Here is a 26,911-nt window from a genome sequence, read left to right as displayed (position 1 = left end):
CGGCCCCTTCCGGAAGACGGGCCCTTACTGGGCCAGCCACGCCTGGAACTTGGCGTCGATGTCGTCGCGGTAGTCCGCCCAGAACTCGTAGTTGTAGAGGAACGTGTTCGCGGCGTTACCCGGATCGGTCGGCATGTGCGGCGCCATCTCGATGCCGAGCTCGGCATGCTCGCCGACCAGCGGAGCCGAGGATTCACGCGCGGGGCCGTAGCTGATGTACTTGGCCTGGTCGGCCAGACGCTGCGTGTCCGTGGCGAAACGCAGGAAGTCCATCACGCGGGCGAGACGGTCCTCCGGCAGGCCGGCCGGAACGATCCAGCCGTCGAGGTCGAACACCTGCGCGTCCCACATCATCGCGATCGGCTGATCCTGCTCCACGATCGCCGAGAACAGGCGGCCGTTATAGGTCGACCCCATGACGACCTCGCCATCGGCCAGAAGCTGCGGCGTGTCCGCGCCGGCCGACCACCAGATCACGTCGTCCTTGATCTCGTCCAGCTTGTCGAGCGCGCGCTGCTGGCCCTCGTCGGTGGCCAGCACGTCATAGACCTCGCCCTTGGCCACGCCATCGCAGAGCAGGGCCCATTCCATGTTGTTGATCGGGCGCTTCTCGAGGCTGCGCTTGCCGGGATAGGTCTCGGTGTCCCAGACGTCGCAGATGTCGTTCGGGGCCTCGGCTCCTTCGGGCACCATGTCGGTGCGATAGCCGAAGGTGGTGGAATAGACGATCTGCGGCACGAAGCAATCGCTGACGATCAGGTCGCCGAAATCGTCGCTGGCCTCGGTGCCGTCGGGTGCGGCGGCGAGCGCCTCGTCATGGTCGATCTCCATCGCGAGGCCCTCGTCGCACAGGCGCATCGCGTCGGCCGCTACCACGTCCACGAGGTCCCAGGTGATGTTGCCGGCCTCGTTCATGGCGCGCAGCTTGGCCACCGCCTCGTTGGAGCTTTCGTCCCAGGTGATCGACACCTCCGGGTTGTTCTCCTTGTAGGGTTCGGCATAGGCGTTCTGCTGGCTTGCCTGGTAGGCGCCGCCCCAGGAGACCAGCGTCATGTCGTCGGCCATATCCTGCGCGGAGGCAACCCCGGCCGCGACGGTAAGCGCGGTCGAGGTCATTAGGGTCGTCGTGAGTTTCATGTCATTCTCCCAAGTAAGTCCCGTTTCACTTGTCGGGCTCCGTGCTACGGGTTGAACAGCGGAACCTCTGGGGTCACACGCCCGCGTTTCCGGCGGGCGCGAACACGTCAAGACCTAGACGGCATCCAGCGCGCGACAATCCTCGGGCTGCCAGCCGATCTTGATCTTGGAGCCCGGCGTGAGCCGCGTCTGGTCCGCCGAGTTGCGAGTCTTGATGATGAAATCATCGCGCCCGGCCACACGCAGACGGGTGCGGAACACATCGCCCATGTAGATGAATTCCAGCACCTCGGCATCAAGCGTGTGGGCGTCGGTGTTGAGCCGGTCCATGTTGGTTTCCACCCGCTCCGGGCGGATCGAGATGAGGGTGCGGTCCCCGGGCTTCTCGACATTGACGGCCTTGCAGTCGATCAATCCGCCGCCGTCCAATTCGACCAGGGCAAAGCCGTCCTTGACCTCCTTGACTGCACCGCCCAGCGTGTTGTTCTCGCCGATGAACTGCGCCACGAAGCTGTTCTGCGGGCTTTCGTAGAGCTCGTCGGGCGGGGCAAGCTGCTGAATGCGGCCATCGTCAAACACCGCCACACGGTCGGACATGGTCAGCGCCTCGGTCTGATCGTGGGTCACATAGACCACGGTGATGCCCAGTTCGTGCGCCAGGTTGGTGATTTCGAACTGCATGTGTTCGCGCAACTGTTTGTCGAGCGCGCCCAGCGGCTCGTCCATCAGCACCAGCTCGGGCTCGAACACCAGCGCGCGGGCCAATGCGATGCGCTGCTGCTGCCCGCCCGAGAGCTGCGCCGGGCGGCGCCCGCCAAAATCGCCCATCTGCACCATGTCCAGCGCGCGCTTGACCTTTCCCTCGCGCTCGGACTTGCCGATCTTGCGCACCTCCAGCGGAAAGGACAGGTTCTCGGCCACCGTCATGTGCGGGAACAGGGCGTAATTCTGGAACACCATGCCGATGCCGCGCTTGTGCGGCGGGATGTTGTTGATCGGATCGCCCTTGAGCTTGATCTCGCCGTGGGTGGCGGTCTCGAACCCGGCCAGCATCATCAGGCAGGTGGTCTTGCCAGAGCCCGACGGTCCCAGCATGGTCAGGAACTCGCCCTTCGGCATGCTCAGGTTAAGGTCTTTGACGACGAGCAGCTCGCCATCGTAGCTCTTTTGCACGCGCTCGAAAGCAACGAACGCATCGTTGATCGCGGTATCGGCCAATTGCGGCTCCCTGTGTTTATTTCGCTGCGGTGTGCCCCGCTTTGCGTGCAGTCTAAACCGACAAACGCCATCTGTTGCAAGCATCAAGCGGCGAATTCTTGAGAATTCGCGCCGTTGCAGGCCAAACCGACTGCATGTTGAGCGATTCCGGGCGATTGTCCTGCAATTTGCGGTGTAGCCCTGCCTCGGGGCCACACCAATTTTAATCTGATCCGGGTCCGGCGGAGGACTTTATCCCAGCACTGCCCGCACCGCGCGGCAGGTCTTTTCGACCACCTCGTCGGCCTCCGCCCTGGTCAGGCAGAAAGGCGGGGCAAATCCCAGGATGTCGCCCTGCGGCATCGCCCGGCCAATGACGTTATCGGCCACCAGCGCACTCGCGATCTGCGGACCGATCTTGTCGGCGGCGTCAAAGAAAGTGCGGCTGTCCTTGTCCTTGACGAATTCCACGGCACAGAGCATGCCCTCGCCGCGAACCTCGCCGACATTGGGGTGATGCCCGAGCGCCTCGGTCATGGTCTTGTTGAGATAGCCGCCGACCTCGCGGTTATTGGCGATCAGGTTCAGATCATCCAGCAGCTTGAGGTTCGCCACTCCTGCCGCCGCCCCGATGGGATGCGCCGAATAGGTCCAGCCGTGGCCGATGGGGCCATTCTCGTCGGTGCCCTGTTCCAGCACCTTCCACATCTTGTCGCTGACAATGCTGCCCGAGAGCGGTGCATAGGCCGAGGTCAGTCCCTTGGCGATGGTGATGAGGTCAGGCTTGAGCCCGTAATGCTCGGAGCCGAACATCGTGCCGAGACGGCCAAAACCGGTGACGACCTCGTCGGCGATGAGCAGGATGTCGTGTTTCTCGAGGATCGGCTGGATCGCCTCCCAGTATCCGGCGGGCGGCGGCACGATGCCCCCCGTTCCCAGAACCGGCTCGCCGATAAAGGCGGCGATGGTGTCGGCTCCCTCGCGCTCGATCATCGCTTCAAGTTCCGCCGCGCAATGGGCGACGAACTGGTCCTCGGACATGCTCACATCGTCGCGGCGATAGTAATAGGGCGCCTCGGTGTGGATCACTTGGCTCAGCGGCAGGTCGAATTTCTGGTGGAAAAGGTGCAACCCCGTGAGCGAGCCGGTCATCAGGCCAGAGCCGTGATAGCCGCGCCAGCGCGAAATGATCTTCTTCTTCTCGGGCCGGCCGAGGATGTTGTTGTAATACCAGATCAGCTTGATGTTGGTCTCGTTGGCGTCACTGCCCGAGAGGCCGAAATAGACCTTGGACATATGATCGGGTGCGCGGTCGAGGATCATCTTCGACAGTGTGATCGACGCCTCGGTGCCGTGGCCGACATAGGCGTGGTAATAGGCCAGTTCCTTGGCCTGCTCGGCGATCGCATCGGCGATGTCCTGACGGCCGTAGCCGACGTTGACGCAGTAGAGTCCGGCGAAGGCATCGAGCAGCCGATTGCCTTCGCGATCCTCGATATGGCTGCCGGTGCCGCCGGTGATGATCCGGTTCGGGGCCTCACCGCGCGCGAATTGCGCGAGATGCGTCGAGGGGTGGAAGAAGTTTTCGCGATCCCATTGATCGAGTTGGTCGTTTCGCAGCATCTTTGTTCCTTTCGCTTGTTCTGGGGCCCGGAATTTTTCAAAAAATTCCGGGCTGAAATCTTTTCAGGATTTGGTCTGCTCACGCCCAATCGCGGCAGACATACTTGATCTCCATGAATTCCTCCATGCCGCGCCTTGCGCCTTCGCGGCCCAGCCCCGACTGCTTGACCCCGCCAAAGGGAATGGGCGCGCCGGTGACCTTGGTGCGGTTGACCGCCACCATTCCGAATTGCAGCGCCCGCGTCATGCGGTAGATGCGGCGTGGGTCATGGCTGTGCAGATAGGCGATGAGGCCGAATTCGGTCGCATTGGCGCGGCGCACCACCTCGTCCTCGGTGTCGAACGGCGTGATTGCGGCCACCGGGCCGAAGGTCTCGTCGCACATGATCGCCGCCGTATCCGGCACATCGGTCAGCACAGTGGGTTGGTAGAAGAGCGGCCCGAGATCGTCACGCTTGCCGCCGCAGGCCAGTTTTGCGCCGTGCTTGAGCGCGTCCGCCACATGCTCTTCCTGCTTCTGCACTGCTTGCTCGTTCATCAGCGGCCCGATATCGGGGTCGTCCATGCCGCGCCCGATTTTGAGTGTCTGTGTCGCGTCGGTAAAGCGGCGGCAGAACTCGTCATAGATCGCGCGCTCGACATAGATGCGGTTGGCTCCCAGGCAATCCTGCCCGGAGGTGGCGAATTTCGCCTTGATCGATTCCGTGACCGCGGTTTCCAGATCGGCGTTCTTGAACACGATCACCGGGGCGTGGCCGCCCAGTTCCATGACCAGTTTCTTCACCGTGCCCGCGCATTGGCGATAGAGCAACTGCCCGATATTGGTCGAACCGGTAAAGCTCAGCGCGCGCACGCGGGGGTCCTGGGTCCAAGGCTCCACCACGGTTGCCGCGCGGCCCGTGACCACGTTGAACACCCCCGCCGGGATGCCCGCGCGCTCGGCCAGTTCGGCCAGCGCCAGCGCCGAATAAGGCGTCTCTCCGCTCGGATGCGCCACCACGGTGCAGCCGGCCGCCATCGCCGCCGCCGCCTTGCGCGTCAGCATCGCGGCGGGGAAATTCCACGGGGTGATGAGGGCAGCGACGCCCACCGGCTCCAGCCACAATTCGACCTCTGCATCGGGCAGGTGGCTGGTCACGCCCTCGATATTGGGGCGCTTGGATTCCTCGGCGTAGTATTCCACGAAGCTGGCCGCATAGTCGATCTCGCCGCGCGCTTCCGACAGGGGCTTGCCCTGTTCCAGCACCATGATCCGCGCGAGATCTTCCTTGTGCTCGATCATCAGGTCGAACCAGCGGCGCAGGATTGCGGAGCGGTCCTGCGGTAGGGTCACCGCCCAATCTTCGAACGCTTCCTGCGCGGCATCCACCGCCAGCCGTGCCTGATCGGCGGTGAGGCTCGCCACGTCGCCCAGCGCGCTGCCATCGGCGGGGTTGGCGACGGCGATGGTGGCATTATCCTCGCCCGCCACCCATTTGCCGCCCAGATAGGCAAAGTTGCGCATGAGACGCGTGTCGGTGATCCCGTTACGGGTCCAGATCGCTGAATCGGACATGTGGCCCTCCTTTCCCGCAGAAAAATATGCTGCGTGGGCAGAGGGAGAGGCTGATGTTGTGCCGGCTTTCAGTTTTTTCTTCTTATTTTTATCAACCAAACAGGAGAATCATCCGAAAAACATCTCGAGCGGTGGCAGGCGCGGGGATTTGACCGGCTTGGTCACGATATAGGTGAAATACCGCGCAAGCCCGATCCGCGCTTCCAGCATCTCGTCGATCAGGCGCTGATAGGCGTCGATGTCGCGGGTCACGATCTGCATGAGATAGTCGAACCCGCCGCCCAGCGCCCAACAGGCCGTCACCTCGCCGTAATGCTGCACGCTGTCCTCGAAGGCGCGGAATTTCGCGGGGGTGTGGTCGGCCAACTCCACCGCGACAAAGACCGTCACATGCGGCCCCAGCTTCTTGAGGCTGATGCGGGCGTGATAGCCCTCGATCAGCCCAGCCTCTTCCAGCCGCCTGAGCCGCTCCCAGCAGGGGCTCGCCGAAAGGCCGACGCGAGCCGCCAATTGCGCCTTGGTGATGCGCCCTTCGTCGGCCAGCACCCGCAGGATTTCGAGATCGCGCGCGTCGAGTTTCATGTATGGATCACAGTGCCCACGTCGCGGCCCGCAAGGTGCGCCATCACATGGGTGGCGATCGCCGTGTCCTGCACGCCGGTGCCGGTCAGGTCGCAGATCGTCACCTCCGCCGCGGTGCGCCTCCCGCGCGCGCGGCCCCGGATCACGTCGCCCAGTTCCAACGGGCTATCCTCGGCCCAGAGCCCCGCCTCCAATGCCGCGCGCAATTCGCCCAGGGATTGCGCCTGCGGGGCGCGGTCGGCGACGTAAAGATCGGCCTGCACCAGCGCCTGCGGGTCGATCTCGTTTTTGCCCGCCTGATCCGATCCCATCGCGGTGATGTGCAACTCGGGGTGCAGCCACGCGGCCTTGATCACAGGTTCCCGGGCGGGTGTGGTGGTGATCACCAGTTGGCTAGCCCGCACCAGATCGGCGGGGTCGTCGACCACGCGGATATCGCATTCGAGGTCCGCCAGGTCGTCGGCGCAGGCGCGCGCCTTGCCGGCATCCCGACCCCATATCAGCAGCCGGTCATAGGGCCGCACCAGCCGCGCCGCCCTTGCCTGAAGCCGCGCCTGCACGCCGGTGCCGATCACCCCTGCCGTGTGGACGAGGTCGGGTGCGAGATATTGCGCCGCAACCGCCCCCGCCGCCGCGGTCCGCAGATCGGTCAGGTAGCCATTGTCCAGAAACACTGCCTCGACCAGCCCGGTTTGGGCCGAAAACAGGATCATCAGCCCGTTGAGGCTGGGCAATCCCAGCTTGGGATTGTCGAAAAATCCGGGGCTGACCTTGATCGCGAAGCCGTCAAAGCCGGGGATATAGGCGGTTTTCACATCCACCTCGCCATGCGCCTCGGCGAGGTCCATCGACATCACCGGCGGCATCACCACCCCGCCATCCGAAAGTGCGCCAAAGGCCCGCTCGATCACCTTCACAGTATCGAGATCCAGCCCTACCGCCCCGCGCAACTCCGCCTCGGTCACGATCCGGATGTCATGTGCCATATCGCTTGCCCTCGATCACGGTGTCGCCCAGTTTCACGTCCTGCCCGGTGACGACCCGGGTGAACATCTCCATATCCAGATTGCGGCCGGTGATGATGGTGGCGGTCCGTCCTGTGACACTCACCTTGCCCGACAGCACCGCCGCGAGGCCCACCACGCAGGCCCCTTCTGCCACGATCCGGTCCTCGTAATAGAGCACCTGCATGGCGTGGTAGATTTCGTCCTCGGTGACGAGCACCACCTCGTCCAGCAGATCGCGGCACATCGGAAAGCTCAGCCGGTTCTGCATGCCGATGCCACCACCGAGGGAATCCGCGAGGCTCGCCACCTCCTCGACCTCGACAGGGCGGCCCGCACGCAGGCTCTCATGCATCGCGGCGCCACGGTCCATGCTGATCCCGACCACGCGGAGCGACGGCTTGATCGCCTTCGCGGCCATCGCCACACCGGCGGCCAGCCCGCCGCCTGACAAGGGTATCAGCAGCACCTCGATATCGGGCCGCGCTGCCATGATCTCCAGCCCGATGGTGCCTTGGCCCGCGATCACCAGCGGGTCGTCGAAGGGCGAGATTTGCGTCAGCCCCTCCTCGGCCACCAGCCGTTCGGCCTCGGCCTGCGCGGCATCCTGACTGCGGCCCACAATCCGCACCTCGGCCCCCAGGGCGCGGATGCCATCCACCTTGGCCTGCGGCACCAGTTCGGACATGCAGATGACGGCGCGAATGCCCCTCTCGCGCGCGGCATAGGCCACGCCGCGCCCGTGATTGCCGGTGGAGCAGCAGGTGACGCCCGCCGCCTCCTGCACCCCCGCCACGGCATTCAGGGCCCCGCGCAGCTTGAACGCGCCGATGGGCTGCATGTTCTCCAGCTTGAGCAGGAAGTCGTGGCCTGCCACGCCGCTCATATGCGGTGAGGGCACCAGCGGCGTCGCATCCGCCACCCCGGCGATCACCTTGGCGGCGGCGTGAACATCGGCCAGAACCGGGCGCATCGCTATTTCCTTCTCGCAAGCTGTGCGCAATCTGCGCGCGGGTGCAGCCTATCGTCAACTCTGCGTCACTGCGTGGCCTGAAAACGACATGCGGTGGCGTATTTCTTGGGGCGCAGCCCCACGAAATATTCCAAGCCGACCGAGAGACTCAATCCAAGGGCCCCGCAATGATCGAAAAAGACCTCCCCTTCTCCGACCAGGAATATCAGCGCCGCCTCGAGAAAACCCGCATGGCGATGGCCGCGCGCGATCTCGATGCGATCTTCGTCACCGATCCGTCGAACCAGCACTGGATCACAGGCTATGATGGTTGGTCCTTTTACGTGCATCAGGGGGTGATCGTGCTGCCCGAGGCGGATCCGATCTGGTGGGGCCGCAATCAGGACGCCAATGGCGGCGTGCGAACCGTCTGGATGACCGATGACCGGGTGATCGGCTATCCCGACAATTACGTGCAATCCACCGAGCGCCACCCGATGCAGGACCTTGCCGAACGTCTGACCGGCATGGGGCTGGCGGACAAGCGGATCGGCGTCGAGATGGACAATTACTATTTCTCGGCCAAGGCGATGCAGGTGCTGCGCGAGGAATTGCCCGAGGCGACATTCCTCGACGTGACCGCGATGGTGAACTGGCAGCGCGGCGTGAAGTCCGAAGAAGAGCTGGCGTTCATCCGCAAGGCCGCCGCGATCTCCGAGAAGATCACCGACGGGCTGATCGAGCGGGTCGAGCCGGGCATTCCGAAAAACGAGGTCGTGGCAGAAATCTTTCGCGATGCGATTCGCGGGGTCGAGGGGGCGTGGGGCGACTATCCGGCGATCGTGCCGCTGCTGCCCTCGGGCTCGGACGCCGCCGCGCCGCACCTGACATGGAACGGGCGGGAGTTCGCCACCGGCGAGGCGACCTTTTTCGAGATTTCGGGCTGCTACCGCCGCTATCACGCGCCGTTCTGCCGAACGCTGTTTCTGGGCAAGCCTCCGCAATTCCTGCTCGACGCGGAAAAGGCGCTGGTCGAGGGGCTGGAGGCCGGGCTCGAGGCCGCGACGGCGGGTAGCCGCGCCTGCGACGTGGCCAACGCGCTCGCCGCGCCGCTGGAACGCGCGGGAATCGAGCGCGGCGCGCGCTGCGGCTACCCCATCGGGCTGAGCTACCCGCCCGATTGGGGCGAGCGCACGATCAGCTTGCGGTCCGAGGACGAGACCGTGCTGGAGCCGGGGATGACCTTCCACTTCATGCCGGGGCTGTGGATGTCCGACTGGGGCCTGGAAATCACCGAGTCGATCCTCATAAAGGAAACCGGCCCGGCGGAAACCTTCTGCAACCGCCCGCGCAAGATGTATGTAAAGGACTGAGGGGCGGCACGCGGCGCAGGATTTCGTTTGGAAACCGAACTTCTCAAGCGGGTCAGGTGGTCCATCGGTCCCATTGCGAGCCGTCGGTCGGAAAGCTCTCGGGCAGGTCACAGAGCTTCTTCCACAGGACCTGACCCCCGGCGACCCTTTCGTCGATCGCGATCGGGGCCCCGAGCCGCTCCTTCAGATGGGGCGCGGCGGAAAAGTGGTCGGCATGGGGATGGGTGTGGGGGATCCACCTCACGTCGAGCTTTGCGGCCTCGACGCAGGCGAGGATTTTATCCGCGTTGCGGGTCGCCGTGTCCCCGGTATTCGGATCCTGATCCAGCACGGGATCGACGATGGCCGCGGTGCGCGTGCGCGGATCATGGAATACATATTGCCAGCTTCCCGTGGCGCTATCGTGGAAGGCTTTGACAATTGGATTTGTCATGTTGGGCGTTCGTTTCGTTGCGAGGTCATGAACGACCGGCCCGGTATCGCACCGGGCCGGTCCGAGATGGCAGAACTCAGAGCGCGCGGGTCGAGAAATACCAGTCGGTTGTCTCATAGCCCTCGTCGGCGCGCGTCTCGGCCGCGAAGGCGGTGAATTCCGTGGTGCAGACGGGGGTGAAATCGGCCGGGTGCGAAAACAGCACCAGCCATTTGCCACGATAATCCGACAGCGATTTCGGCCCGTGCGTGGTGGGGGCGTTGAAATCGGGCGCGGGCTCGTTGAGCCGGGGGAAAGCAATCTGTGTTTCAGCGGTCATGGTCGGATCCTTTCATGGGCGGTTGCCGTGTGAGGATTGGATACTTGGTTGCGTTTAATGAGTAAAACGAATTAAAATTGACGCAGTAATTCCAAAATGGAATATGATGTGTCCACACTGCCCAGCCTCCGTCATCTTCGATATCTCGTCACACTCAGTGAAGAGTTGCATTTCGGGCGCGCCGCCGAGCGTTGTCATGTCAGCCAGTCCGCCCTGAGCAAGGCGATACAGGAGCTTGAGGCGATGCTTGGGGTGACGCTGGCCGAGCGCACCAAACGACAGGTGATCATCACCGCCACCGGGCAAGAAATCATCGCGCGGGCGCGGCGCACGCTTGCCGAGGCCGAAGCGCTCGTCGATCTGGCCCGGGCAAGCGGCGAGGTCCTTTCGGGCGACCTGCGGCTCGGGCTCATCCCCACGGTTGGCCCTTACCTCATGCCCCGCGCGATGCCGCATCTGCGGCAGGCGTTTCCCGCGCTCAGGCTCTATCTGCGCGAGGATCTGACCGAACCGCTGATCGAGCGGTTGAGGGACGGGCGGCTCGATGCCGCAATCGTCGCGCTGCCGTTCGACATTGGCGATCTGGCCTGTGAGCCACTTTTTGAGGATGGCTATCTGTTGGCCTGTGCGCGCGGGCATCCGCTGGCAAACCGCGATCATGTGGAGAGCCATGATTTCGCCGGGCGGCCGATGATGCTGTTGGAACGCGGGCATTGCCTTCAGCGCCACGCCCTGTCGGCCTTCGAGGCGGGGGATATTGGCGAGGATCGCAGCTTTGCCGCCACCAGCCTTGCGACGCTGGTAGCGATGGTCGAGGAGGGGCTGGGGATCACCCTTTTGCCGCAGTTGGCGATTGATGCCGGGATTGCCGAGGGGCACGATATCGCCCTTGTGCCGGCCCCCAGCGCCGCGCCGCGCAAGGTGGCGATGGTCTGGCGGCGCAGTTCGCCGCGCGCGCCCGAGTTTCTCACCCTCGCGGCGGCCTTGCGTCGGCGGGCGGCCCGGCCGGAGTGACCGGAGAGGCGCTCAGCCCGCGGCCGGATCGACCCGTTTGATGCCACCCGTGGCCGGGTCGATGGTCACATAGGGCAGCTTGGCCGCCTTCCACGCGCCAAAGCCGCCCTCGAGATGGGCGACAGGGGTGATGCCGGCGGCAAGACATGCCTCGGCCACCTTGCGCGACCGCACGCCCGAGCCGCAATGGAACACCAGCGCCTTGCCCTGTTGCGACGGCAGGTTCTGCGGCTCGAACGTGGCCAGCGGCGCCAAAAGCGCGCCGTGAATATGCTCGAAGGCATATTCCTGCGGTGTGCGCACGTCGATGATCGCCACCTCGTTCCGGGCAAATGCCTCGGCCAGATCTTGCGGGCTCCAGTGTTCGAGGCGGCCGTGATCAGTCTCTTCCGTTTTCATGCGATAACCTCTTTTGACGGGGCAAGGGGCACGCGGCGAGGTGTGTCCGCGCCGCGTGCGTGGGGTTCAGAAGGACCAGACGATGGTATCGTCGGCGAGCATGGCCCCGGCCATTGCCGGCGGCTTGGCCACGCCCACGCCGTCAAGCAACGCCTCGGGGCCGACATCCTTGCCGGGCAGGTAGATCGCGCAGACCTCGACGGTGGCCCCGGCCTCAATGATCTTTGTCATCAGGCCCTGCGGGCTCATCCCCTTGGGCGGTTGCGGCGCGGTGGCGGAGTCGGGCGCATCCTTGAGGGCGATGTCGCCACCGGGACCGCAGAGCAGAACACGGGTTTTCGCGCCTTGCTGCACCGCCTGCATGGTCAGCACCATCGACATGAGCTGTGTTTGCGGCTCGGCGGAGGTGACGACGGTGACGAGATTTTTCTCGGCTGCATGACCGTCCGCCTGTGCGCCGGTGGCGAGGCCGGCGACCGTGGCCGCCGCGACAAGGGTCTTTTTCATGGGGATATCCATTTCTCGGTTACAGGAAAAGTCTGATGATTGCGGCAACGGCGGCAAGCGCGCCGACGCCAGGCACCCAGAGGGCGATGAACCACAGGAGGCGTCGCACAGCGGGCCGCATCAGTGGTATCCTTCACCGGCCCGCACCTTGCCGCGGAACACCCAATAGGCATAGGCGGTATAGGCGAGGACCAGCGGCAGCAGGACGACCGCGCCGACCAGCGCAAAGCCAAGGCTCTTGTCGGGGGCGGCAACCTGCCAGATGGTCAGGGAGGGCGGTACCATCATCGGGTAGAAGCTGATCCCGATCCCGATGAAACCCAGCACAAAGAGCGACAGCGCGGCCACAAAGGGACGCCCGTCGCGCCCGTCGCCAAGCCCTGTAAAGAGCGCCCAGGCCGCGACCAGCACAAGGAGCGGCATGACCACGCTGAGCAGGCTGCCGGGCAAGTTGAACCAGCGGGTGAAATAGACCGGATCGAGAAACGGTGTCAGGATACTGACCAGTCCCATGGCCCCGAGGGTTGCCGCCCCCAGCGGCCAGGCCACCCGCCGCATCCGGTGTTGCAGCGAGCCTTCGGTTTTCATCACCAGCCAGGTCGCGCCAAGCAGGGCGTAGCCCGTGGCCACTGCAAGGCCGGTGAGCACCGAAAACGGCGTTAGCCAATCCCACCAGCCCCCCGCATAGGCGCGGTCAGCGACCTCGATCCCTTGCACCAGCGCCCCAAGCGCGATGCCCTGACACAGCGCCGCCACCAGCGAGCCGCCGAAAAATGCCACGTCCCAGACGGGTTTCCAGCGGCGTGTTTTCCAGCGAAACTCGAACGCCACGCCGCGAAAGACAAGCCCCAGAAGCATGAGAGTAATCGGCATGTAGAGCGCGGGCATCACCACCGCATAGGCCAGTGGAAAGACGGCAAAGAGCCCCCCGCCGCCCAGGATGAGCCATGTCTCGTTGCCGTCCCAGACCGGCGCGACCGAGTTCATCGCGGTGTCGCGCTCGGCCTTGGACCCGGCCCAGGGGAACAGAATGCCGACCCCGAGGTCGAACCCGTCAAGGATGACATAGACGAGCACGGCAATGGCGATAAGGCTGGCCCAGATGAATGCAAGATCAAGTTCCATGGTATCGGTTCCTTATTCGCCGGGGACAAAGGCATCGGGGTCGAGTTGCGACGCAGGAGTGATGCCCGCGCTGCGCGTCGGGCCGTCGATGTCGCCGTGGTCCGTATCCGGTGCGCGGTTCATCAGGCGCAGCAGATAGAAGAAGCCCGCACCGAAGACGAAGAAATACACCACGATGAAGGCCATGAGCGAGGCCCCGACGGCCGGCGCGTCGATGGGGGCCAGGCTGTCGCCGGTGCGCAGCAGGCCGTAGACGGTATAGGGCTGGCGACCGACCTCGGTGGTCACCCAGCCTGCCAGCACCGCCACAAAGCCGGACGGCCCCAGCACAAGGGCTGCGCGGTGCAGCATCGGACTGTCGTAGAGACGCCCCTGCACCCGGCGGACAAGAGCCCAGACACCGAGGCCCAGCATGGCAAAGCCGAGGGCGATCATGATCCGGAACGACCAGAAAACGATGCCCACGGGGGGCTGCTCATCGCGCGGCACAGACTCCAGCCCGTCAAGCGGCGCGTTCAGGTCGTGCTTGAGGATGAGCGAGGACAGCTTCGGGATGCCGACCGCATAGTCGAGTTCCTGATTCTCCTGATCCGGGATGCCGAAAAGATAGAGCGGTGCGCCGTTGGGGTGGTTCTGGAAATGACCCTCCATCGCCATGACCTTGGCGGGTTGATGCTCCAGCGTGTTCAGCCCGTGCATGTCACCGGCATAGATTTGAAGCGGAGTCACAATTACCGCCATCCACATCGCCATGGAAAAGCCGACCCGCGCTGCCGCGCTTGTCCGGTCGCGCAGCAGATGCAACGCGCTGACCCCGCCGACGACAAAGGCCGTGGTCAGGTAGGCGGCCATCACCATATGCACGAGGCGGTAGGGGAACGACGGGTTGAAGACGATCGCCCACCAATCCTCGGGCACGAATTGCCCGACCTCGTTGACGCTGTGGCCCTGCGGCGTCTGCATCCAGCTATTGGCGCTGAGGATCCAGAAGGCCGACATCAACGTGCCCAAGGCCACCATGGCGGTGGCGAACATGTGTAGCGCGTCGCCAACCCGCTCGCGCCCGAAAAGCATGATGCCGAGGAAGCCCGCTTCGAGAAAGAAGGCCGAGAGCACCTCATAGGCCAGCAGCGGTCCGATCACCGGTCCGGCCCTGTCGGAAAACACCGACCAGTTGGTGCCGAACTGATAGGACATCACGATGCCCGACACGACCCCCATGCCGAAAGCGACGGCAAAGATCGGCTTCCAGTAGTCAAAAAGCGTGAGATAGGTCCTGTCGCGGGTCTTGAGCCAGAGCCCGTTCAGTACGGCAAGATAACTTGCAAGACCAATGGTGAAAGCCGGGAGGATGATGTGAAAGGAGACAGTGAACGCGAACTGCATCCGCGCCAACGTCTCGGCAGAGAACGACTCGAACATGGTCGGTCCTTTCGATGGGTCTGGTCGTGAGCTAGCGTGGCATCGGCTCATATGCAATATTCAAAATATATCTTTATTGTGGCGAAACCGCGCAGGGCGCAGTGGCGTTCCCTGTGGCAAATTCCGAATGAAACCTCTATGTCCCAGGCCTGACTTTGTAAAAGAAAGACGACGACCCATGCGGCTGACAAGCTATACGAACTACGCGCTACGGTGTCTTCAGCTTGCCGCGCTGCGCGCACCCGCGCTGGTGAGAGTGGACGATGTGGTCAAGGTTCATGGCCTTGCCCGCCCGCATATCGTCAAGATCGTGCATGAGATGGGCAAGGCCGGGCTTATCGAGACGCAGCGCGGGCGCGGCGGCGGCTTTCGCCTGGCCCGCGCGCCGGAAGACATCAACGTGGGCGAGGTCGTACGCCTGACAGAGGGGCCTTTTGACGTGGTGGAGTGCTTTAACCGCGAGACCAATACCTGCCCGCTGATCGGCATCTGCAAGCTATCCTCCACCTTTGCACGGGCGACGCAAGCATTCCTCGATGTGCTCGACGGGGTGACCATCGCCGATATCGCCGCGAACCGCGACGCACTTCTGGCGCGCATAGGGCCATTGCAGGACGGTATTGTTGCGCCGGTCCGGACGGCGGGCTGACAGGCGTCTGTCGACCACGGCAAACCCTGCGACATAAAGTTACATTTCATATATCTGATATGCCATCATATTCTGATATGCGAATATAACTGGAGCGCCCCGTGTGACCAGATCACAGAGCGTCCAGCGTATAAGGTTTATCACGCTTCTAACTTTATGGAACGGAAGAAACCCCATGACAGCGAATATCGGAACCATCGACCGGGTGCTGCGCGTGCTGATTGGCATCGCCCTTCTGGCGCTTGCCATTGGCGGGTTTGTCCCGGCGTTGGCCGTTGGCGCACCGAAATGGATCGCCGCAGCCGCAGGCGTTGTGATGCTGGCCACGGCGGGCATGCGGTTCTGCCCGCTGTACCGGATCTTCGGCTTCCGCACCTGCCAGCGTTGAACGAGACAGATGAGAGGAGACACCATCATGGCCGACTATCCAGTGAACATGGACATCAAACCCGAGGTCGAAGCGTTCTTTGACGCCGCCACGAACACCATCAGCTATATCGTCAAGGATCCGGGCTCAGACGCCTGCGCGATTGTCGATTCGGTGATGGATATCGACTATGCCGCCGGGCGCATCACCTACGACCATGCCGACAAGATGATCGCGCGCGTGCAGGAGCGCGGGCTGTCGCTGGAATGGATTCTCGAGACCCATGTCCACGCCGACCACCTGAGCGCCGCGCCGTATATCCAGGAAAAACTAGGCGGCAAGATCGGGATCGGTGAGAACATCCTGATCGTGCAGGACGTTTTCGGCAAAATCTTCAACGAAGGCACCGAGTTTCAGCGCGACGGCAGCCAGTTCGACCGGCTGTTCAAGGATGGCGACACCTACGAGGTGGGCGGCATGACCTGTTTCGCGATGCACACCCCCGGTCATACGCCCGCCTGCATGACCCATGTGATGGGCGACGCGGCGTTCGTTGGCGATACGCTCTTCATGCCCGATGGCGGCTCGGCGCGGGCCGATTTCCCCGGCGGCGATGCGGCCACGCTTTACGACAGCATCCAGAAGGTGCTGGCGCTGCCCGACGAAATGCGCCTCTTCATGTGCCACGATTACGGGCCGAACGGCCGGGACATCGCATGGGAGACCACGGTGGCCGAGGAAAAGGCCCACAACATCCACGTGGGCGGCGGCAAAACAAAAGAAGACTTTGTCAGGTTTCGCACCGAGCGCGACGCGACCCTGGATATGCCGCGCCTGATCCTGCCGTCCTTGCAGGTCAACATGCGCGCGGGCGAGGTGCCGACCGATCCAGATGGGCGGCCCATGCTCAAATTGCCGATCAACGCGCTCTGAGGCGAGACAACAGGACACCAACAGGGAGGAAACGCGCATGCAACTCAACAAGGTGACCGACGCGCTGTCGGTCAGCCCGCAGATCAGCGCGGATGACATGCCCGCAATCTGCGAGGCGGGTTATCGCGCCATCATCTGCAACCGCCCCGATGGCGAAGGATCCGACCAGCCGACCTTTGAGGAGGTCGAGGCGGCAGCGACAGCGGCAGGACTGGAGGCGCGCTATCTGCCAGTCACTTCGGGCATTGTGCAGGACGGCGACGCGGACGCCTTTGGCGCGGCGTTGATGGAACTGCCCGGTCCAGTCCTGGCCTATTGCCGCACCGGCACGCGCTCGGCCACACTCTGGTCCCTGAGCCAGGCCAAGAGCCGCCCGGTGCCCGAAATCCTCGCCGCGACCAAGGCCGCCGGCTACGACATGGCCGGGGTGGCCCGGCGCATCGTCAATGGCGGCAAGACGCCCACCGACACGGGTGATGCGAAATTCGACGTGGTGATCGTCGGCGGCGGCGCGGGCGGCATTGCCGTGGCGGCCAGCCTCAAGGCGCGCAAGCCGGGGCTGGAGATCGCGCTGATCGACCCGGCGGAAATCCATTACTATCAACCGGGCTGGACCATGGTCGGCGGCGGTATCTTCGAGCCCGCCGAGACCGCCAAGACCATGGGCAGTCTCATTCCCCGAGGCGTGCATTGGATCAAATCCGCCGTCGCCGCGTTCGAGCCCAAGGACAATGCCGTGATCCTCGATGGCTGCCGGGTGGTCAAATACGATCGCCTCGTGGTCTGCCCGGGGCTCAAGCTCGACTGGGCGGCGGTCGAGGGTCTGGAGGAAACGCTGGGGCGCAATGGCGTCACCTCGAATTACCGCTACGATCTGGCCCCTTACACTTGGGAATTGGTGCAGGGGCTGAAACAGGGCCGCGCGCTCTTTACCCAACCACCGATGCCGATCAAATGCGCCGGCGCGCCGCAAAAGGCGCTCTATCTTTCGGGCGATCACTGGTTTCGCACCGGGCGGCTCAAGGATATCGAGATCGGGTTCTGCAATGCGGGCGGCGTGCTCTTCGGGGTCAAGGACTATGTGCCCGCGCTGCAATCCTACATGGACAAATACGGCGCGGCGCTGAATTTCTTTCACAATCTGGTGGCCATCGACGGGCCTGCGCGCCGCGCGACCTTCGAGGTGAAAAAGCCTGATGCCGAGCCCGAGCGCGTGACCATGGACTTCGACATGATCCATGTCTGCCCGCCGCAATGCGCGCCGGATTTCATCCGCGTTTCGCCACTGGCAGATGCCGCCGGATGGATCGACGTGGATCAGGCAACACTACGCCACAAGATCCATGACAACATCTGGTCCCTCGGCGACGTGATGAACGCGCCCAATGCCAAGACGGCGGCGGCGGCGCGGATACAGGCCCCCGTGGTGGCCGAGAATATCGTGGCCGACATCGCGGGCCGCGAGCCGGTGGCGCAATATGACGGCTACGGTTCCTGCCCGCTGACGGTGGAGCGCGGCAAGATCGTGCTGGCCGAGTTCGGCTATGGCGGGGTTATGAAACCCAGCTTTCCCAAGTTCCTCATCGACGGCACCAAACCCAGCCGTCTGGCCTGGTTGCTCAAGGAAAAGATGCTGCCGCCGATCTACTGGAAGGCGATGCTCAAGGGCCGCGAATGGATGGCGCGCCCCGAAAAGATCAGCGCCGGGGGCTAGGCCCGCGCGCTCACCCAGCCTTGACGGCCCCGGCTTTCCGCGCCGGGGCTTATCGCCTTGGTCCACCGTGCAGTCGAAAGACCGTTGCCCATGCCCTCTCTCTCCCGTTACTTCCCATCCTTGGACTGGGGGCGCAGCTATACCCGTGACACGCTGACCAACGACCTCGTCGCGGCGGTGATCGTGACGATCATGCTGATACCGCAATCACTGGCCTATGCGCTTCTGGCGGGGCTGCCGGCGCAGGCGGGGATATACGCGTCGATCGTGCCGATCGTGCTCTATGCGCTGTTTGGCACCAGCCGCGCGCTGGCAGTGGGGCCGGTGGCGGTGGTGTCACTGATGACGGCAGCGGCGATTGGCCAGGTCGCCGAGGCGGGCAGCATGGGCTACGCTGCCGCCGCGTTGACGCTGGCGCTTTTGTCGGGGGCCTTTCTCATGGCGCTCGGCCTGTTGCGGCTTGGCTTCATCGCTAATTTCCTCAGCCACCCGGTCATCGCGGGGTTCATCACCGCCTCGGGCATTTTGATCGCCACCAGCCAGCTCAAGCATATTCTCGGCGTGCCCGCCCATGGCCATACGCTGATCGAGATGCTGCGCTCGCTCGCCGCGCATCTGACGGCCGTGAACTGGCCCACGCTGGTGATCGGGGGGCTGGCCACGGGGTTTCTGTTCTGGGTACGCAAGGGCTTGAAACCGTTGCTGCTGCGTGCGGGGCTTGGGCCCCGCACGGCCGACCTGTTGGCCAAGGCGGGACCGGTGGCGGCGGTCGCTGTTTCGACCCTGGCCGTCTGGCTGTTTGGGCTGGACGCACGCGGCGTCTCCATCGTGGGCGCGGTGCCGCAGGGCCTGCCGCCGCTGACCCTGCCCGATCTCTCGCCCGAATTGCTTGGCTCACTGCTTGTGCCGGCGATTCTGATCTCGATCATTGGCTTTGTCGAATCCGTGTCGGTCGCGCAGACGCTGGCCGCCAAACGCCGCCAGCGCATCGACCCCAATCAAGAGCTGATCGGGCTGGGGGCCGCCAATCTCGGCGCGGCGTTTACCGGCGGCTACCCTGTGACAGGGGGCTTTTCCCGCTCGGTGGTGAATTTCGACGCGGGCGCCGAGACGCCCGCCGCCGGGGCCTTCACCGCCGTGGGGCTGGCTATTGCAGCTTTGGCGCTGACGCCGCTCATCTTCTTCCTCCCCAAGGCGGTGCTCGCGGCCACAATCATCGTCGCGGTGCTGAGCCTTGTGGATTTCTCGATCCTGCGCAAATCCTGGACCTATTCAAAGGCCGATTTCGCCGCAGTGCTGGCCACCATCCTGCTGACCCTCGGCATGGGGGTGGAGGCGGGTGTCTCGGCCGGGGTGATCCTTTCGATTGCCCTGCATCTCTACAAAACCTCGCGCCCGCATGTGGCCGAGGTGGGGCTGGTGCCCGGCACCCAGCATTTCCGCAATATCCTGCGGCACAAGGTCGAGACCGATCCGGCGCTGCTGACATTGCGGGTGGATCAGAGCCTATACTTCGCCAACGCGCGGTATCTCGAAGACCTCATCCAGGACCGCATCGCCGAGGATTGCGACCTGCGCCATGTGGTGCTGATGTGTTCCGCGGTGAACGAGATCGACTTTTCCGCGCTGGAAAGCCTCCACGCGATCAACGAGCGGCTGAAGGCGGCGGGCATCACCCTGCACCTGAGCGAGGTCAAGGGGCCAGTAATGGACCGCCTCAAGCGCAGTCACTTCCTCGACGAGATGGGCGGGCAGGTGTTCCTGTCGCAATATGATGCCTGGGTGGCGCTGGCTCAGCACAAGAAAAACTGACCTGAATGGCCAACAGGGCTGCTCCCGATTTGCCGCCGGACCTTGGCTTGGCCTCGGATACAATGCGGCCCACCGGGCGGGATCGGCGGCATCTGTTCAAAAAACGCAATCTCTGGATGCTGTTGTTTCTGGTGTTCATGGTCTCGGGAGCAATGATCGAGATGCCGGATGAGATCGCCGAAACGCGGTTTTCGACAGATGTGGTCTGACTTGCCCGGTTCATGCCGCGCGGCGACGTGGCCATCGTTGCGGCACCCTACGATGCCGGCGACGCGCGTGTGCCCGAGCTTCTGGTGTCGATTGGTGATCGGGTGTTCGATGTATTGCATTATGGAGCTCCGGTGGTGTCCCTCAGTGGTGTCCGTCACACCACAAAGCTGGCTCCATTAGCTTCCAACATGTTTGAATTGCAATATTTTTTGAATTGGCGACCCCGGCAGGATTCGAACCTGCAACCTGCCCCTTAGGAGGGGGCTGCTCTATCCGGTTGAGCCACGGGGCCGCGCGGGGGCCGGTCTAGCGTGTCGGGCGGGGTTTGTCATCGGCGATTTCGCCCCGGCTTGAACGTGGCCGCGCGATCGGGCTAAGTGAGGGAATGCCTTTCCTGTCCGGACCACGGTCTTGAGCTCACCCGACGACCATCCACTGACCCTGCGCGACGTCTCGGAGGCGGCGGGTGTCTCGGAGATGACCGTGAGCCGGGTGCTGCGCAACAAGCGTGACGTGTCCGAGGCGACGCGGGCGCGCGTGCTCGAGGCGGCGCGGCGGCTGGGGTACGTGCCCAACAAGATCGCCGGTGCGCTGGCGAGTCAGCGGGTCAACCTCGTGGCGGTCATCATCCCGTCGATGTCCAACATGGTGTTTCCCGAGGTGATGACCGGCATCACCGGCGTGCTGGAGGAGACCGGACTTCAGCCGGTGGTGGGGTTGACGGGCTACCGTCCTGAAAAGGAAGAGAAAGTTCTCTACGAAATGCTGTCCTGGCGGCCTGCCGGGGTGATCATCGCGGGGCTGGAGCATTCCGATGCCTCGCGCGCCATGCTGCGCGCGAGCGGTATTCCGGTGGTCGAGATCATGGATGTGGACGGCACGCCGATCGACTCGGTGGTGGGGATTTCGCACCGCCGCGCCGGGCAGCAGATGGCGCAGGCGATCATCCACGCGGGCTATCGCCGGATCGGCTTCATGGGCACCAAGATGCCGCTCGATCACCGCGCGCGCAAACGCTTCGAGGGGTTCACCGAGGCGCTGGCCAAGGCCGGGATCGAGATGGCCGACCACGAGTTCTATTCCGGCGGATCGGCGCTGGCCAAGGGGCGCGAGATGACCGCCGAGATGCTGCGCCGCACGCCGGACCTCGATTTCCTGTATTATTCCAATGACATGATCGGGGCGGGCGGGTTGCTCTATCTGATCGAGCAGGGCGTGGACATTCCCAATCAGGTGGGGCTTGCCGGGTTCAACGGGGTCGAATTGCTCGACGGGTTGCCACGACGGCTGGCCACGATGGATGCCTGCCGCCTCGAGATCGGACGCCGCGCTGCCGAGATCATCGCAGCCCAGGCGCCCGGCCCCGAGGCGCGGGAACGGGTGCGGGTGGCGCTGGAGCCGCGGCTGGAGCCGGGGGATACGTTGCGGGTGCGCTGAGCGGCGCATGAAATTTCCCCTTTGATTTTCACGCGCGAATCGCGAAAGGCTGGCAAATCACCTGTTTGCCGGGAGGGGCGCATGCGGATCGGATTCATCGGGCTGGGAAATGTCGGGGGCAAGCTGGCCGGGAGCCTCTTGCGCAACGGTCACGACCTGCAGGTTCACGACCTGAACCTAGAGCTTCGCGACGGCTTTGCCGCGCGGGGCTGCAACGTTTCGTCAACCCCGGCGCAGATGATGCGCGATTGCGAGGCGGTCATCACCTGCCTGCCGTCGCCGGCGGCGAGCGCGGCGGTGATGGAGGTGATGCTGCCCGAGGTCGGCCCCGGCAAGATCTGGATGGAGATGTCCACCACCGACGCCACCGAGATCACCCGCCTTGGCGGCATGGTGATCGCGCGCGGCGGCGCGGCGGTGGATTGCCCGGTCTCGGGCGGTTGCCACCGCGCGGCAACCGGCAACATCTCGATCTTTGCGGGCTGCGACCGCGCCACGTTCGAGCGCATCCTGCCGCTGCTGACCACGCTGGGGCGGCGGGTGCTGCATACCGGCGATCTGGGCAGCGCCTCGGTGCTCAAGGTGATGACCAACTATCTCGCCACCGCCAACCTGCTGTCGGTCTGCGAGGCGCTGGTGACGATGAAGGCGGCGGGGATGGATCTGGCCACCACATACGAGGCGATCCGCATCAGTTCCGGCACCTCCTTTGTCCACGAGACGGAAAGTCAGGTGATCCTCAACGGCTCGCGCGACATCAATTTCACCATGGACCTGGTGATGAAGGATATCGGTCTCTTTCAGTCCATCGCCGAGCGCGCGGGCGTGCCGCTGGAGGTGTCGCCGATGATGATCGACATCTTTCGCGACGGCATGGCGCGCTATGGTGCGCGGGCGCAGTCCGACGATATCATCCGGCGGCTGGAGGAGGCCACCGGGCTGAGCATCACGGCGCCGGGCTTTCCGGCGGACCTGGTCGATGACGAACCCGAGGAGCCGGGATACGAGGTCTGCCCGCCGGGCCGGGCCGCAGCGGCCGGTGAGCCTTAACCATACTCCCAACCTGCGCTTGCCGTTCACCGCAGGCATGTGGCATTCTCCGGCGATGGTGCGCAGGGGTGTGCGATGTTGTTTCTGGCGAGTGTTCTGGGGATTGCGGCCGTCGGGGCGTCGACCTTTGTCGGTCTCGGCATCGAAGAGGATGAAACGACGGGCGGCTCCGGCGACGGCGGCGCGCCGGAGGATGCGGATGCGGCCGGGGCGGGCGATGGCCCCGATCTGGTGCGCGCGGCGCTCGACGCGGTGGCGGATGCGGGAGAAGGCGGCGATGCCGACGGTCGCGTGACCGAACCGGAGGCGGGGGCCGACGACGCGACAGCAGCATATACCGGGGCCGATATCGACAGCGGGACAGACGGCGCGGATATCCCGTCGGGCTGGCAGATCGTGGATGGCGCGGAGCATGGCGAGACGATCCACGGCGAGGATGCCGCCGAGAGGATCGCCGGGCGCGGCGGCGCGGACGTGATCGACGGCGGCGGCGGCACGGACGAGTTGCGCGGCGGCGATGGCGATGACGCGCTCTCGGGCGGCGCTGGCGATGACACGCTGCACGGCGAGGACGGGGCCGACACGCTGACCGGCGGGGCGGGCGAGGATCGGCTCTTCGGCCATAACGGCGATGACATGCTGTCGGGGGACGACGGCGATGACAGCCTCGTGGGCAGCGCCGGGAACGATACGCTCCATGGCGGCGCGGGCGACGACGCGCTGCACGGCGATCTCGACGATGACCGGCTGGAGGGCGGGCGCGGGTCGGACACGCTCTTTGGCGGGCATGGCGACGACACGCTGAGCGGGATCGTGGATAACCCCGCGACCGATGGCATCGACGATATCGACACCGGGCGGGATTACCTGAACGGCGGCGGCGGCGACGACGTGATCGTGGCCGGGCGCGGCGATATCGTCACCACCGGCAGCGGTGCGGACATTGTCGGCCTGGGCGATTGGCTCGACGCCGGGCATCAGGCGGAAATCCTCGATTTCTCGACGGCGGAGGACATGCTCATGGTGTTCCATGACGCGCCGGAGGGGGAAGAGCCCGAAGTCGCGCTCGAACCCGACGCCGAGGACCCGACGGCGCAGCGCCTGCTGCTGGACGGGATCGAGATCGCGCATATCGCCAACGCCGGGGGGCTGACGCTCGATCATGTCGCGCTTGTCTCGCAGGCGCAGATGCCGGGGCTGACCGGGGCATGAGGCACCGCTGAGCGCGGGTCCGCGCCGGGCATGGATTCAGGCTTTTCTTTTTTGCGCATCTGCCCTATACGCGCGCAATCCCCGGCGCGCCTGCGCGGCGGGGCAACGGACCTTGCTGGACGACATCCCGGCTTGTGCCCGCAACCCCCGGACTTAAGGAGAGACCGATGTCGATCACCGTCGAAGAGAAAGCCCGCGTCATCAAGGAATTCGCGACCAAGGAGGGCGACACCGGCTCTCCGGAAGTGCAGGTCGCGATCCTGACCTCGCGGATCGCCACGCTGACCGAGCATTTCAAGACCCACAAGAAGGACAACCACGGGCGCCGTGGCCTTCTCATGATGGTCGCGCAGCGCCGCAAGCTGCTGGATTACCTGCGCGGCAAGGACGAGGGCCGCTACCGCGACCTTATCAAGCGCCTCGGCATCCGCCGCTGACACCAAAGACGCCGCGCCCCCGAGGGGGCGCGGTTTTCGCATGATCCGATTGCGGCCCGGACCGGCCTTCGCCGGTGCCGCAGGATGAGACCGGGAAGGCCGTGGGGCATGGGGCCCCGCACGAAACGGGCCGCGCGGGATACGCCCGCCGCGGCCAAGCTAGGAAACATGATGTTTACTGAGACGAAAAAAACGATGCAGTGGGGCGAGGAAACCCTCACCCTGGAAACCGGCAAGATCGCCCGTCAGGCCGACGGGTCTGTGGTTGCCACCCTCGGCGAGACGTCGGTCATGGCCAACGTGACGTTTGCCAAGGAACCCAAGCCGGGTCTGGATTTCTTCCCGCTGACCGTCCATTATCAGGAAAAATATTATGCCGCGGGCAAGGTGCCCGGCGGTTTCTTCAAGCGCGAGGCGCGCCCGTCGGAGAAGGAGACGCTGACCGCGCGCCTGATCGACCGGCCGATCCGCCCGCTCTTCGTTCCCGGCTTCAAGCACGAGACGCTGGTGATGTGCACCGTGCTGAGCCACGATCTGGTCAACGATCCCGACATGGTGGCGATGATCGCCGCGTCGGCCGCGCTGACGATCTCCGGCGCGCCGTTCCGCGGCCCGATCGGCGGCTGCCGCGTCGGGTTTGCGGATGGCGAATACATCCTCAACCCCGAGATCGACGACATGCACGATCTGCGCAACAACCCCGAGCAGCGGCTCGATCTGGTGGTCGCGGCCACGCGCGACGCGGTGATGATGGTCGAATCCGAGGCCTATGAGCTGTCGGAGGAGGAAATGCTCGGCGCCGTGACCTTTGCCCATGAGCAGATCAAGCCGGTCTGTGACCTGATCGTGGAGTTTGCCGAGGAATGCGCCAAGGAACCGTATGACTTTACCCCGCCGGATTACAGCGCGCTTTTCGAGGCGGTGAAGGCTGCCGGCGAGGAGCAGATGCGCGCCGCATTCGCCATCCGCGACAAGCAGGAGCGCACCCATGCGATTTCCGCCGCGAAAGAGGCGATCAAGGCGCAACTGAGCGAGGAACAGCTTGAGGATGCCAATCTTGGCGCGGCGCTCAAGAAGCTCGAATCGGTGGTGCTGCGTGGCGACGTGGTGAAGAACGGCAACCGCATCGACGGCCGCCGTCTGGATGAAATCCGCCCCATCGCCTGCGAGACCGGCCTGCTGCCGCGCACCCATGGCTCGGCGCTTTTCACCCGCGGCGAGACGCAGGGCCTGGTGGTCACGACGCTGGGCACCGGCGATGACGAGCAGTTCGTCGATGCGCTGCACGGCAACTTCAAGTCCAACTTTCTGCTGCATTACAACTTCCCCCCCTATTCGGTGGGCGAGGCGGGGCGCGTCGGTCCTCCGGGGCGGCGCGAGATCGGTCATGGCAAGTTGGCGTGGCGCGCGCTTCAGGCGGTGCTGCCGGCGGCGACGGATTTCCCCTATACGATCCGGCTGGTCTCGGAGATCACGGAATCGAACGGGTCGTCGTCGATGGCGTCGGTCTGCGGCGGGTCGCTGTCGATGATGGATGCGGGCGTGCCGCTCAAGACCTCCGTTGCCGGCGTGGCGATGGGCCTCGTGCTGGAGGAAGACGGCTCTTACGCGGTGCTGTCGGACATCCTCGGTGACGAGGACCATCTCGGCGACATGGATTTCAAGGTCGCGGGCACCCATGACGGCATCACGTCCTTGCAGATGGATATCAAGGTCGCCGGGATCACCCCCGAGATCATGCGCGTCGCGCTGGCGCAGGCGCGCGAGGGCCGGATGCACATCCTCGGCGAGATGGACAAGGCGCTCTCGGGTGCCAACGAGTTCAGCGTCCACGCGCCGCGCATCGAGACCATGCAGATCCCGACCGACAAGATCCGCGAAGTGATCGGCTCGGGCGGCAAGGTGATCCGCGAGATCGTCGAGGTCTCGGGCGCCAAGGTCGATATCAACGACGAGGGCATCATCAAGATCGCCTCGCCCAACGGCGATGCCATCCAGAAAGCCTATGACATGATCCACTCGATCGTGGCCGAGCCGGAAGAGGGCAAGATCTACAAGGGCACCGTCGTCAAGATCGTCGATTTCGGTGCCTTCGTGAACTTCTTTGGCAAGCGCGACGGTCTGGTGCATGTGAGCCAGATCGAGAACCGCCGCCTGAACCACCCTTCCGACGTGCTCAAGGAGGGGCAGGAGGTCTGGGTCAAGCTGATGGGCTTCGACGACCGCGGCAAGGTGCGCCTGTCGATGAAGGTCGTGGACCAGGAGACCGGCGAGGAAGCCAAGAGCGAGGAAGCGGCGGACTGAGCCGCCCGTCCCGAACCTGAAAGCAAGAGCGCGCCGCGGGAGACCGTGGCGCGTTTTGCTTTGGCGGTCCCGCGATGCCGTGGCGCAAAACCGCACGCTTGTGTCGGGATTGACAGCCCCGGTTTGCCGCACCCATGTTTTATA

The 26,911-nt window shown here is 64.4% G+C and carries 26 protein-coding genes and 1 tRNA gene; 13 read left to right on the top strand and 14 right to left on the bottom strand.

The genetic code is table 11. The annotated features are described in order from the left end of the window. Positions 1 to 24: 24 nt before the first annotated feature. The 7 genes from ACFFU4_RS02310 to eutB all read right to left on the bottom strand — a co-directional run bounded on the left by ACFFU4_RS02310 (position 25) and on the right by eutB (position 8,071). Positions 25 to 1,137 (bottom strand): extracellular solute-binding protein, encoded by a 1,113-nt coding sequence (locus ACFFU4_RS02310; RefSeq protein ID WP_377066644.1) that lies wholly within the window; start codon positions 1,135 to 1,137, stop codon positions 25 to 27. Between the two features lie 114 nt (positions 1,138 to 1,251). Continuing rightward, positions 1,252 to 2,355: an ABC transporter ATP-binding protein gene (locus ACFFU4_RS02305; RefSeq protein ID WP_377066642.1), complete on the bottom strand. Its 1,104-nt coding sequence runs from the start codon at positions 2,353 to 2,355 to the stop codon at positions 1,252 to 1,254. Between the two features lie 231 nt (positions 2,356 to 2,586). Next, positions 2,587 to 3,957, bottom strand: coding sequence for an aspartate aminotransferase family protein (locus ACFFU4_RS02300; protein WP_377066640.1), 1,371 nt, complete (start codon positions 3,955 to 3,957; stop codon positions 2,587 to 2,589). Positions 3,958 to 4,036: 79 nt separating this feature from the next. Then, positions 4,037 to 5,512 (bottom strand): NAD-dependent succinate-semialdehyde dehydrogenase, encoded by a 1,476-nt coding sequence (locus tag ACFFU4_RS02295; protein WP_377066638.1) that lies wholly within the window; start codon positions 5,510 to 5,512, stop codon positions 4,037 to 4,039. 108 nt (positions 5,513 to 5,620) lie between these two features. Beyond that, positions 5,621 to 6,094, bottom strand: coding sequence for an Lrp/AsnC family transcriptional regulator (locus ACFFU4_RS02290; RefSeq protein ID WP_377066636.1), 474 nt, complete (start codon positions 6,092 to 6,094; stop codon positions 5,621 to 5,623). Continuing rightward, positions 6,091 to 7,080 carry a cyclodeaminase gene (locus ACFFU4_RS02285; protein WP_377066634.1) on the bottom strand — a complete coding sequence of 330 codons (990 nt, stop codon included), beginning with the start codon at positions 7,078 to 7,080 and terminating at the stop codon, positions 6,091 to 6,093. Before ACFFU4_RS02285 ends, ACFFU4_RS02290 begins: the two co-directional genes overlap by 4 nt. Next, the gene (gene eutB, locus ACFFU4_RS02280) at positions 7,070 to 8,071 is read right to left on the bottom strand and encodes a hydroxyectoine utilization dehydratase EutB (protein ID WP_377066632.1); all 1,002 of its coding nucleotides are present in this window, start codon (positions 8,069 to 8,071) and stop codon (positions 7,070 to 7,072) included. The genes ACFFU4_RS02285 and eutB overlap by 11 nt, the downstream gene beginning before the upstream one ends. A gap of 167 nt (positions 8,072 to 8,238) precedes the next feature. Between eutB and ACFFU4_RS02275 the strand changes: the two genes are divergently transcribed. Then, a complete protein-coding gene (locus tag ACFFU4_RS02275; protein WP_377066630.1) occupies positions 8,239 to 9,423 on the top strand; it encodes a M24 family metallopeptidase in 1,185 nt (394 codons plus the stop codon). A 52-nt stretch (positions 9,424 to 9,475) separates the two neighbouring features. Here ACFFU4_RS02275 and ACFFU4_RS02270 read toward each other — a convergent pair whose 3' ends face one another. Both ACFFU4_RS02270 and ACFFU4_RS02265 read right to left on the bottom strand, forming a co-directional pair. Further along, a complete protein-coding gene (locus ACFFU4_RS02270; RefSeq protein WP_377066628.1) occupies positions 9,476 to 9,856 on the bottom strand; it encodes an MBL fold metallo-hydrolase in 381 nt (126 codons plus the stop codon). Between the two features lie 76 nt (positions 9,857 to 9,932). After that, positions 9,933 to 10,175: a redoxin domain-containing protein gene (locus ACFFU4_RS02265; RefSeq protein WP_512700569.1), complete on the bottom strand. Its 243-nt coding sequence runs from the start codon at positions 10,173 to 10,175 to the stop codon at positions 9,933 to 9,935. A gap of 96 nt (positions 10,176 to 10,271) precedes the next feature. Here ACFFU4_RS02265 and ACFFU4_RS02260 point away from each other — a divergent pair, with 96 nt between their 5' ends. Beyond that, positions 10,272 to 11,189, top strand: coding sequence for a hydrogen peroxide-inducible genes activator (locus ACFFU4_RS02260; protein WP_377066626.1), 918 nt, complete (start codon positions 10,272 to 10,274; stop codon positions 11,187 to 11,189). Between the two features lie 12 nt (positions 11,190 to 11,201). Here ACFFU4_RS02260 and ACFFU4_RS02255 read toward each other — a convergent pair whose 3' ends face one another. The 4 genes from ACFFU4_RS02255 to ACFFU4_RS02240 all read right to left on the bottom strand — a co-directional run bounded on the left by ACFFU4_RS02255 (position 11,202) and on the right by ACFFU4_RS02240 (position 14,642). Continuing rightward, the gene (locus tag ACFFU4_RS02255; RefSeq protein ID WP_377066624.1) at positions 11,202 to 11,588 is read right to left on the bottom strand and encodes a rhodanese-like domain-containing protein; all 387 of its coding nucleotides are present in this window, start codon (positions 11,586 to 11,588) and stop codon (positions 11,202 to 11,204) included. A gap of 66 nt (positions 11,589 to 11,654) precedes the next feature. Then, on the bottom strand, positions 11,655 to 12,095 hold the full coding sequence (locus ACFFU4_RS02250) for a DsrE family protein (RefSeq protein WP_377066622.1): 441 nt from the start codon (positions 12,093 to 12,095) through the stop codon (positions 11,655 to 11,657). Between the two features lie 120 nt (positions 12,096 to 12,215). Next, positions 12,216 to 13,220, bottom strand: coding sequence for a cytochrome d ubiquinol oxidase subunit II (gene cydB, locus ACFFU4_RS02245; RefSeq protein WP_377066620.1), 1,005 nt, complete (start codon positions 13,218 to 13,220; stop codon positions 12,216 to 12,218). A gap of 12 nt (positions 13,221 to 13,232) precedes the next feature. Next, positions 13,233 to 14,642, bottom strand: a complete 1,410-nt coding sequence (locus tag ACFFU4_RS02240) for a cytochrome ubiquinol oxidase subunit I (RefSeq protein WP_377066618.1) — start codon at positions 14,640 to 14,642, stop codon at positions 13,233 to 13,235. Between the two features lie 178 nt (positions 14,643 to 14,820). On the opposite strand from ACFFU4_RS02240, the gene ACFFU4_RS02235 reads away from it, so the two are divergent. From ACFFU4_RS02235 to ACFFU4_RS02210, 6 genes are all read left to right on the top strand, one after another. After that, positions 14,821 to 15,291 (top strand): RrF2 family transcriptional regulator, encoded by a 471-nt coding sequence (locus tag ACFFU4_RS02235; protein WP_377066616.1) that lies wholly within the window; start codon positions 14,821 to 14,823, stop codon positions 15,289 to 15,291. A gap of 175 nt (positions 15,292 to 15,466) precedes the next feature. Further along, the gene (locus ACFFU4_RS02230) at positions 15,467 to 15,679 is read left to right on the top strand and encodes a YgaP family membrane protein (RefSeq protein ID WP_377066614.1); all 213 of its coding nucleotides are present in this window, start codon (positions 15,467 to 15,469) and stop codon (positions 15,677 to 15,679) included. A 27-nt stretch (positions 15,680 to 15,706) separates the two neighbouring features. Next, positions 15,707 to 16,591, top strand: coding sequence for an MBL fold metallo-hydrolase (locus tag ACFFU4_RS02225; protein ID WP_377066612.1), 885 nt, complete (start codon positions 15,707 to 15,709; stop codon positions 16,589 to 16,591). Between the two features lie 37 nt (positions 16,592 to 16,628). After that, positions 16,629 to 18,305 carry a bifunctional protein tyrosine phosphatase family protein/NAD(P)/FAD-dependent oxidoreductase gene (locus ACFFU4_RS02220; protein WP_377066610.1) on the top strand — a complete coding sequence of 559 codons (1,677 nt, stop codon included), beginning with the start codon at positions 16,629 to 16,631 and terminating at the stop codon, positions 18,303 to 18,305. 90 nt (positions 18,306 to 18,395) lie between these two features. Beyond that, positions 18,396 to 20,117, top strand: a complete 1,722-nt coding sequence (locus tag ACFFU4_RS02215) for a SulP family inorganic anion transporter (protein WP_377066608.1) — start codon at positions 18,396 to 18,398, stop codon at positions 20,115 to 20,117. A 5-nt stretch (positions 20,118 to 20,122) separates the two neighbouring features. Next, positions 20,123 to 20,326: a hypothetical protein gene (locus ACFFU4_RS02210; RefSeq protein WP_377066606.1), complete on the top strand. Its 204-nt coding sequence runs from the start codon at positions 20,123 to 20,125 to the stop codon at positions 20,324 to 20,326. 216 nt (positions 20,327 to 20,542) lie between these two features. Here the strand turns inward: ACFFU4_RS02210 and ACFFU4_RS02205 are convergent. Beyond that, positions 20,543 to 20,619, bottom strand: a tRNA-Arg gene (locus ACFFU4_RS02205). 119 nt (positions 20,620 to 20,738) lie between these two features. On the opposite strand from ACFFU4_RS02205, the gene ACFFU4_RS02200 reads away from it, so the two are divergent. The 5 genes from ACFFU4_RS02200 (at position 20,739) to pnp (ending at position 26,767) form a co-directional block, all read left to right on the top strand. After that, positions 20,739 to 21,764 (top strand): LacI family DNA-binding transcriptional regulator, encoded by a 1,026-nt coding sequence (locus tag ACFFU4_RS02200; RefSeq protein WP_377066604.1) that lies wholly within the window; start codon positions 20,739 to 20,741, stop codon positions 21,762 to 21,764. A gap of 81 nt (positions 21,765 to 21,845) precedes the next feature. Next, positions 21,846 to 22,814, top strand: a complete 969-nt coding sequence (locus ACFFU4_RS02195; RefSeq protein ID WP_377066602.1) for an NAD(P)-dependent oxidoreductase — start codon at positions 21,846 to 21,848, stop codon at positions 22,812 to 22,814. 75 nt (positions 22,815 to 22,889) lie between these two features. Next, on the top strand, positions 22,890 to 24,026 hold the full coding sequence (locus ACFFU4_RS02190) for a calcium-binding protein (RefSeq protein WP_377066600.1): 1,137 nt from the start codon (positions 22,890 to 22,892) through the stop codon (positions 24,024 to 24,026). A 167-nt stretch (positions 24,027 to 24,193) separates the two neighbouring features. Beyond that, positions 24,194 to 24,463 (top strand): 30S ribosomal protein S15, encoded by a 270-nt coding sequence (gene rpsO, locus ACFFU4_RS02185; RefSeq protein WP_377066598.1) that lies wholly within the window; start codon positions 24,194 to 24,196, stop codon positions 24,461 to 24,463. Between the two features lie 171 nt (positions 24,464 to 24,634). After that, the gene (gene pnp, locus ACFFU4_RS02180; protein ID WP_377066596.1) at positions 24,635 to 26,767 is read left to right on the top strand and encodes a polyribonucleotide nucleotidyltransferase; all 2,133 of its coding nucleotides are present in this window, start codon (positions 24,635 to 24,637) and stop codon (positions 26,765 to 26,767) included. Positions 26,768 to 26,911 lie beyond the last annotated feature (144 nt).

Source organism: Roseovarius ramblicola (assembly GCF_042430665.1).
Lineage (GTDB): Bacteria > Pseudomonadota > Alphaproteobacteria > Rhodobacterales > Rhodobacteraceae > Roseovarius > Roseovarius ramblicola.
Note: the sequence above shows the minus strand (reverse complement) of the source record. Positions and strands in the feature narration are given on the sequence as shown.

Excerpts from the sequence above, each read along its gene's own strand:
- ACFFU4_RS02310 (WP_377066644.1), bottom strand. The coding sequence starts at position 1,137 with ATGAAACTCACGACGACCCTAATGACCTCGACCGCGCTTACCGTCGCG.
- ACFFU4_RS02300 (WP_377066640.1), bottom strand. The coding sequence starts at position 3,957 with ATGCTGCGAAACGACCAACTCGATCAATGGGATCGCGAAAACTTCTTC.
- ACFFU4_RS02295 (WP_377066638.1), bottom strand. The coding sequence starts at position 5,512 with ATGTCCGATTCAGCGATCTGGACCCGTAACGGGATCACCGACACGCGT.
- ACFFU4_RS02290 (WP_377066636.1), bottom strand. The coding sequence starts at position 6,094 with ATGAAACTCGACGCGCGCGATCTCGAAATCCTGCGGGTGCTGGCCGAC.
- ACFFU4_RS02285 (WP_377066634.1), bottom strand. The coding sequence starts at position 7,080 with ATGGCACATGACATCCGGATCGTGACCGAGGCGGAGTTGCGCGGGGCG.
- eutB (WP_377066632.1), bottom strand. The coding sequence starts at position 8,071 with ATGCGCCCGGTTCTGGCCGATGTTCACGCCGCCGCCAAGGTGATCGCC.
- ACFFU4_RS02275 (WP_377066630.1), top strand. The coding sequence starts at position 8,239 with ATGATCGAAAAAGACCTCCCCTTCTCCGACCAGGAATATCAGCGCCGC.
- ACFFU4_RS02270 (WP_377066628.1), bottom strand. The coding sequence starts at position 9,856 with ATGACAAATCCAATTGTCAAAGCCTTCCACGATAGCGCCACGGGAAGC.
- ACFFU4_RS02265 (WP_512700569.1), bottom strand. The coding sequence starts at position 10,175 with ATGACCGCTGAAACACAGATTGCTTTCCCCCGGCTCAACGAGCCCGCG.
- ACFFU4_RS02260 (WP_377066626.1), top strand. The coding sequence starts at position 10,272 with ATGGAATATGATGTGTCCACACTGCCCAGCCTCCGTCATCTTCGATAT.
- ACFFU4_RS02255 (WP_377066624.1), bottom strand. The coding sequence starts at position 11,588 with ATGAAAACGGAAGAGACTGATCACGGCCGCCTCGAACACTGGAGCCCG.
- ACFFU4_RS02250 (WP_377066622.1), bottom strand. The coding sequence starts at position 12,095 with ATGAAAAAGACCCTTGTCGCGGCGGCCACGGTCGCCGGCCTCGCCACC.
- cydB (WP_377066620.1), bottom strand. The coding sequence starts at position 13,220 with ATGGAACTTGATCTTGCATTCATCTGGGCCAGCCTTATCGCCATTGCC.
- ACFFU4_RS02240 (WP_377066618.1), bottom strand. The coding sequence starts at position 14,642 with ATGTTCGAGTCGTTCTCTGCCGAGACGTTGGCGCGGATGCAGTTCGCG.
- ACFFU4_RS02235 (WP_377066616.1), top strand. The coding sequence starts at position 14,821 with ATGCGGCTGACAAGCTATACGAACTACGCGCTACGGTGTCTTCAGCTT.
- ACFFU4_RS02230 (WP_377066614.1), top strand. The coding sequence starts at position 15,467 with ATGACAGCGAATATCGGAACCATCGACCGGGTGCTGCGCGTGCTGATT.
- ACFFU4_RS02225 (WP_377066612.1), top strand. The coding sequence starts at position 15,707 with ATGGCCGACTATCCAGTGAACATGGACATCAAACCCGAGGTCGAAGCG.
- ACFFU4_RS02220 (WP_377066610.1), top strand. The coding sequence starts at position 16,629 with ATGCAACTCAACAAGGTGACCGACGCGCTGTCGGTCAGCCCGCAGATC.
- ACFFU4_RS02215 (WP_377066608.1), top strand. The coding sequence starts at position 18,396 with ATGCCCTCTCTCTCCCGTTACTTCCCATCCTTGGACTGGGGGCGCAGC.
- ACFFU4_RS02210 (WP_377066606.1), top strand. The coding sequence starts at position 20,123 with ATGGCCAACAGGGCTGCTCCCGATTTGCCGCCGGACCTTGGCTTGGCC.
- ACFFU4_RS02195 (WP_377066602.1), top strand. The coding sequence starts at position 21,846 with ATGCGGATCGGATTCATCGGGCTGGGAAATGTCGGGGGCAAGCTGGCC.
- ACFFU4_RS02190 (WP_377066600.1), top strand. The coding sequence starts at position 22,890 with ATGTTGTTTCTGGCGAGTGTTCTGGGGATTGCGGCCGTCGGGGCGTCG.
- rpsO (WP_377066598.1), top strand. The coding sequence starts at position 24,194 with ATGTCGATCACCGTCGAAGAGAAAGCCCGCGTCATCAAGGAATTCGCG.
- pnp (WP_377066596.1), top strand. The coding sequence starts at position 24,635 with ATGTTTACTGAGACGAAAAAAACGATGCAGTGGGGCGAGGAAACCCTC.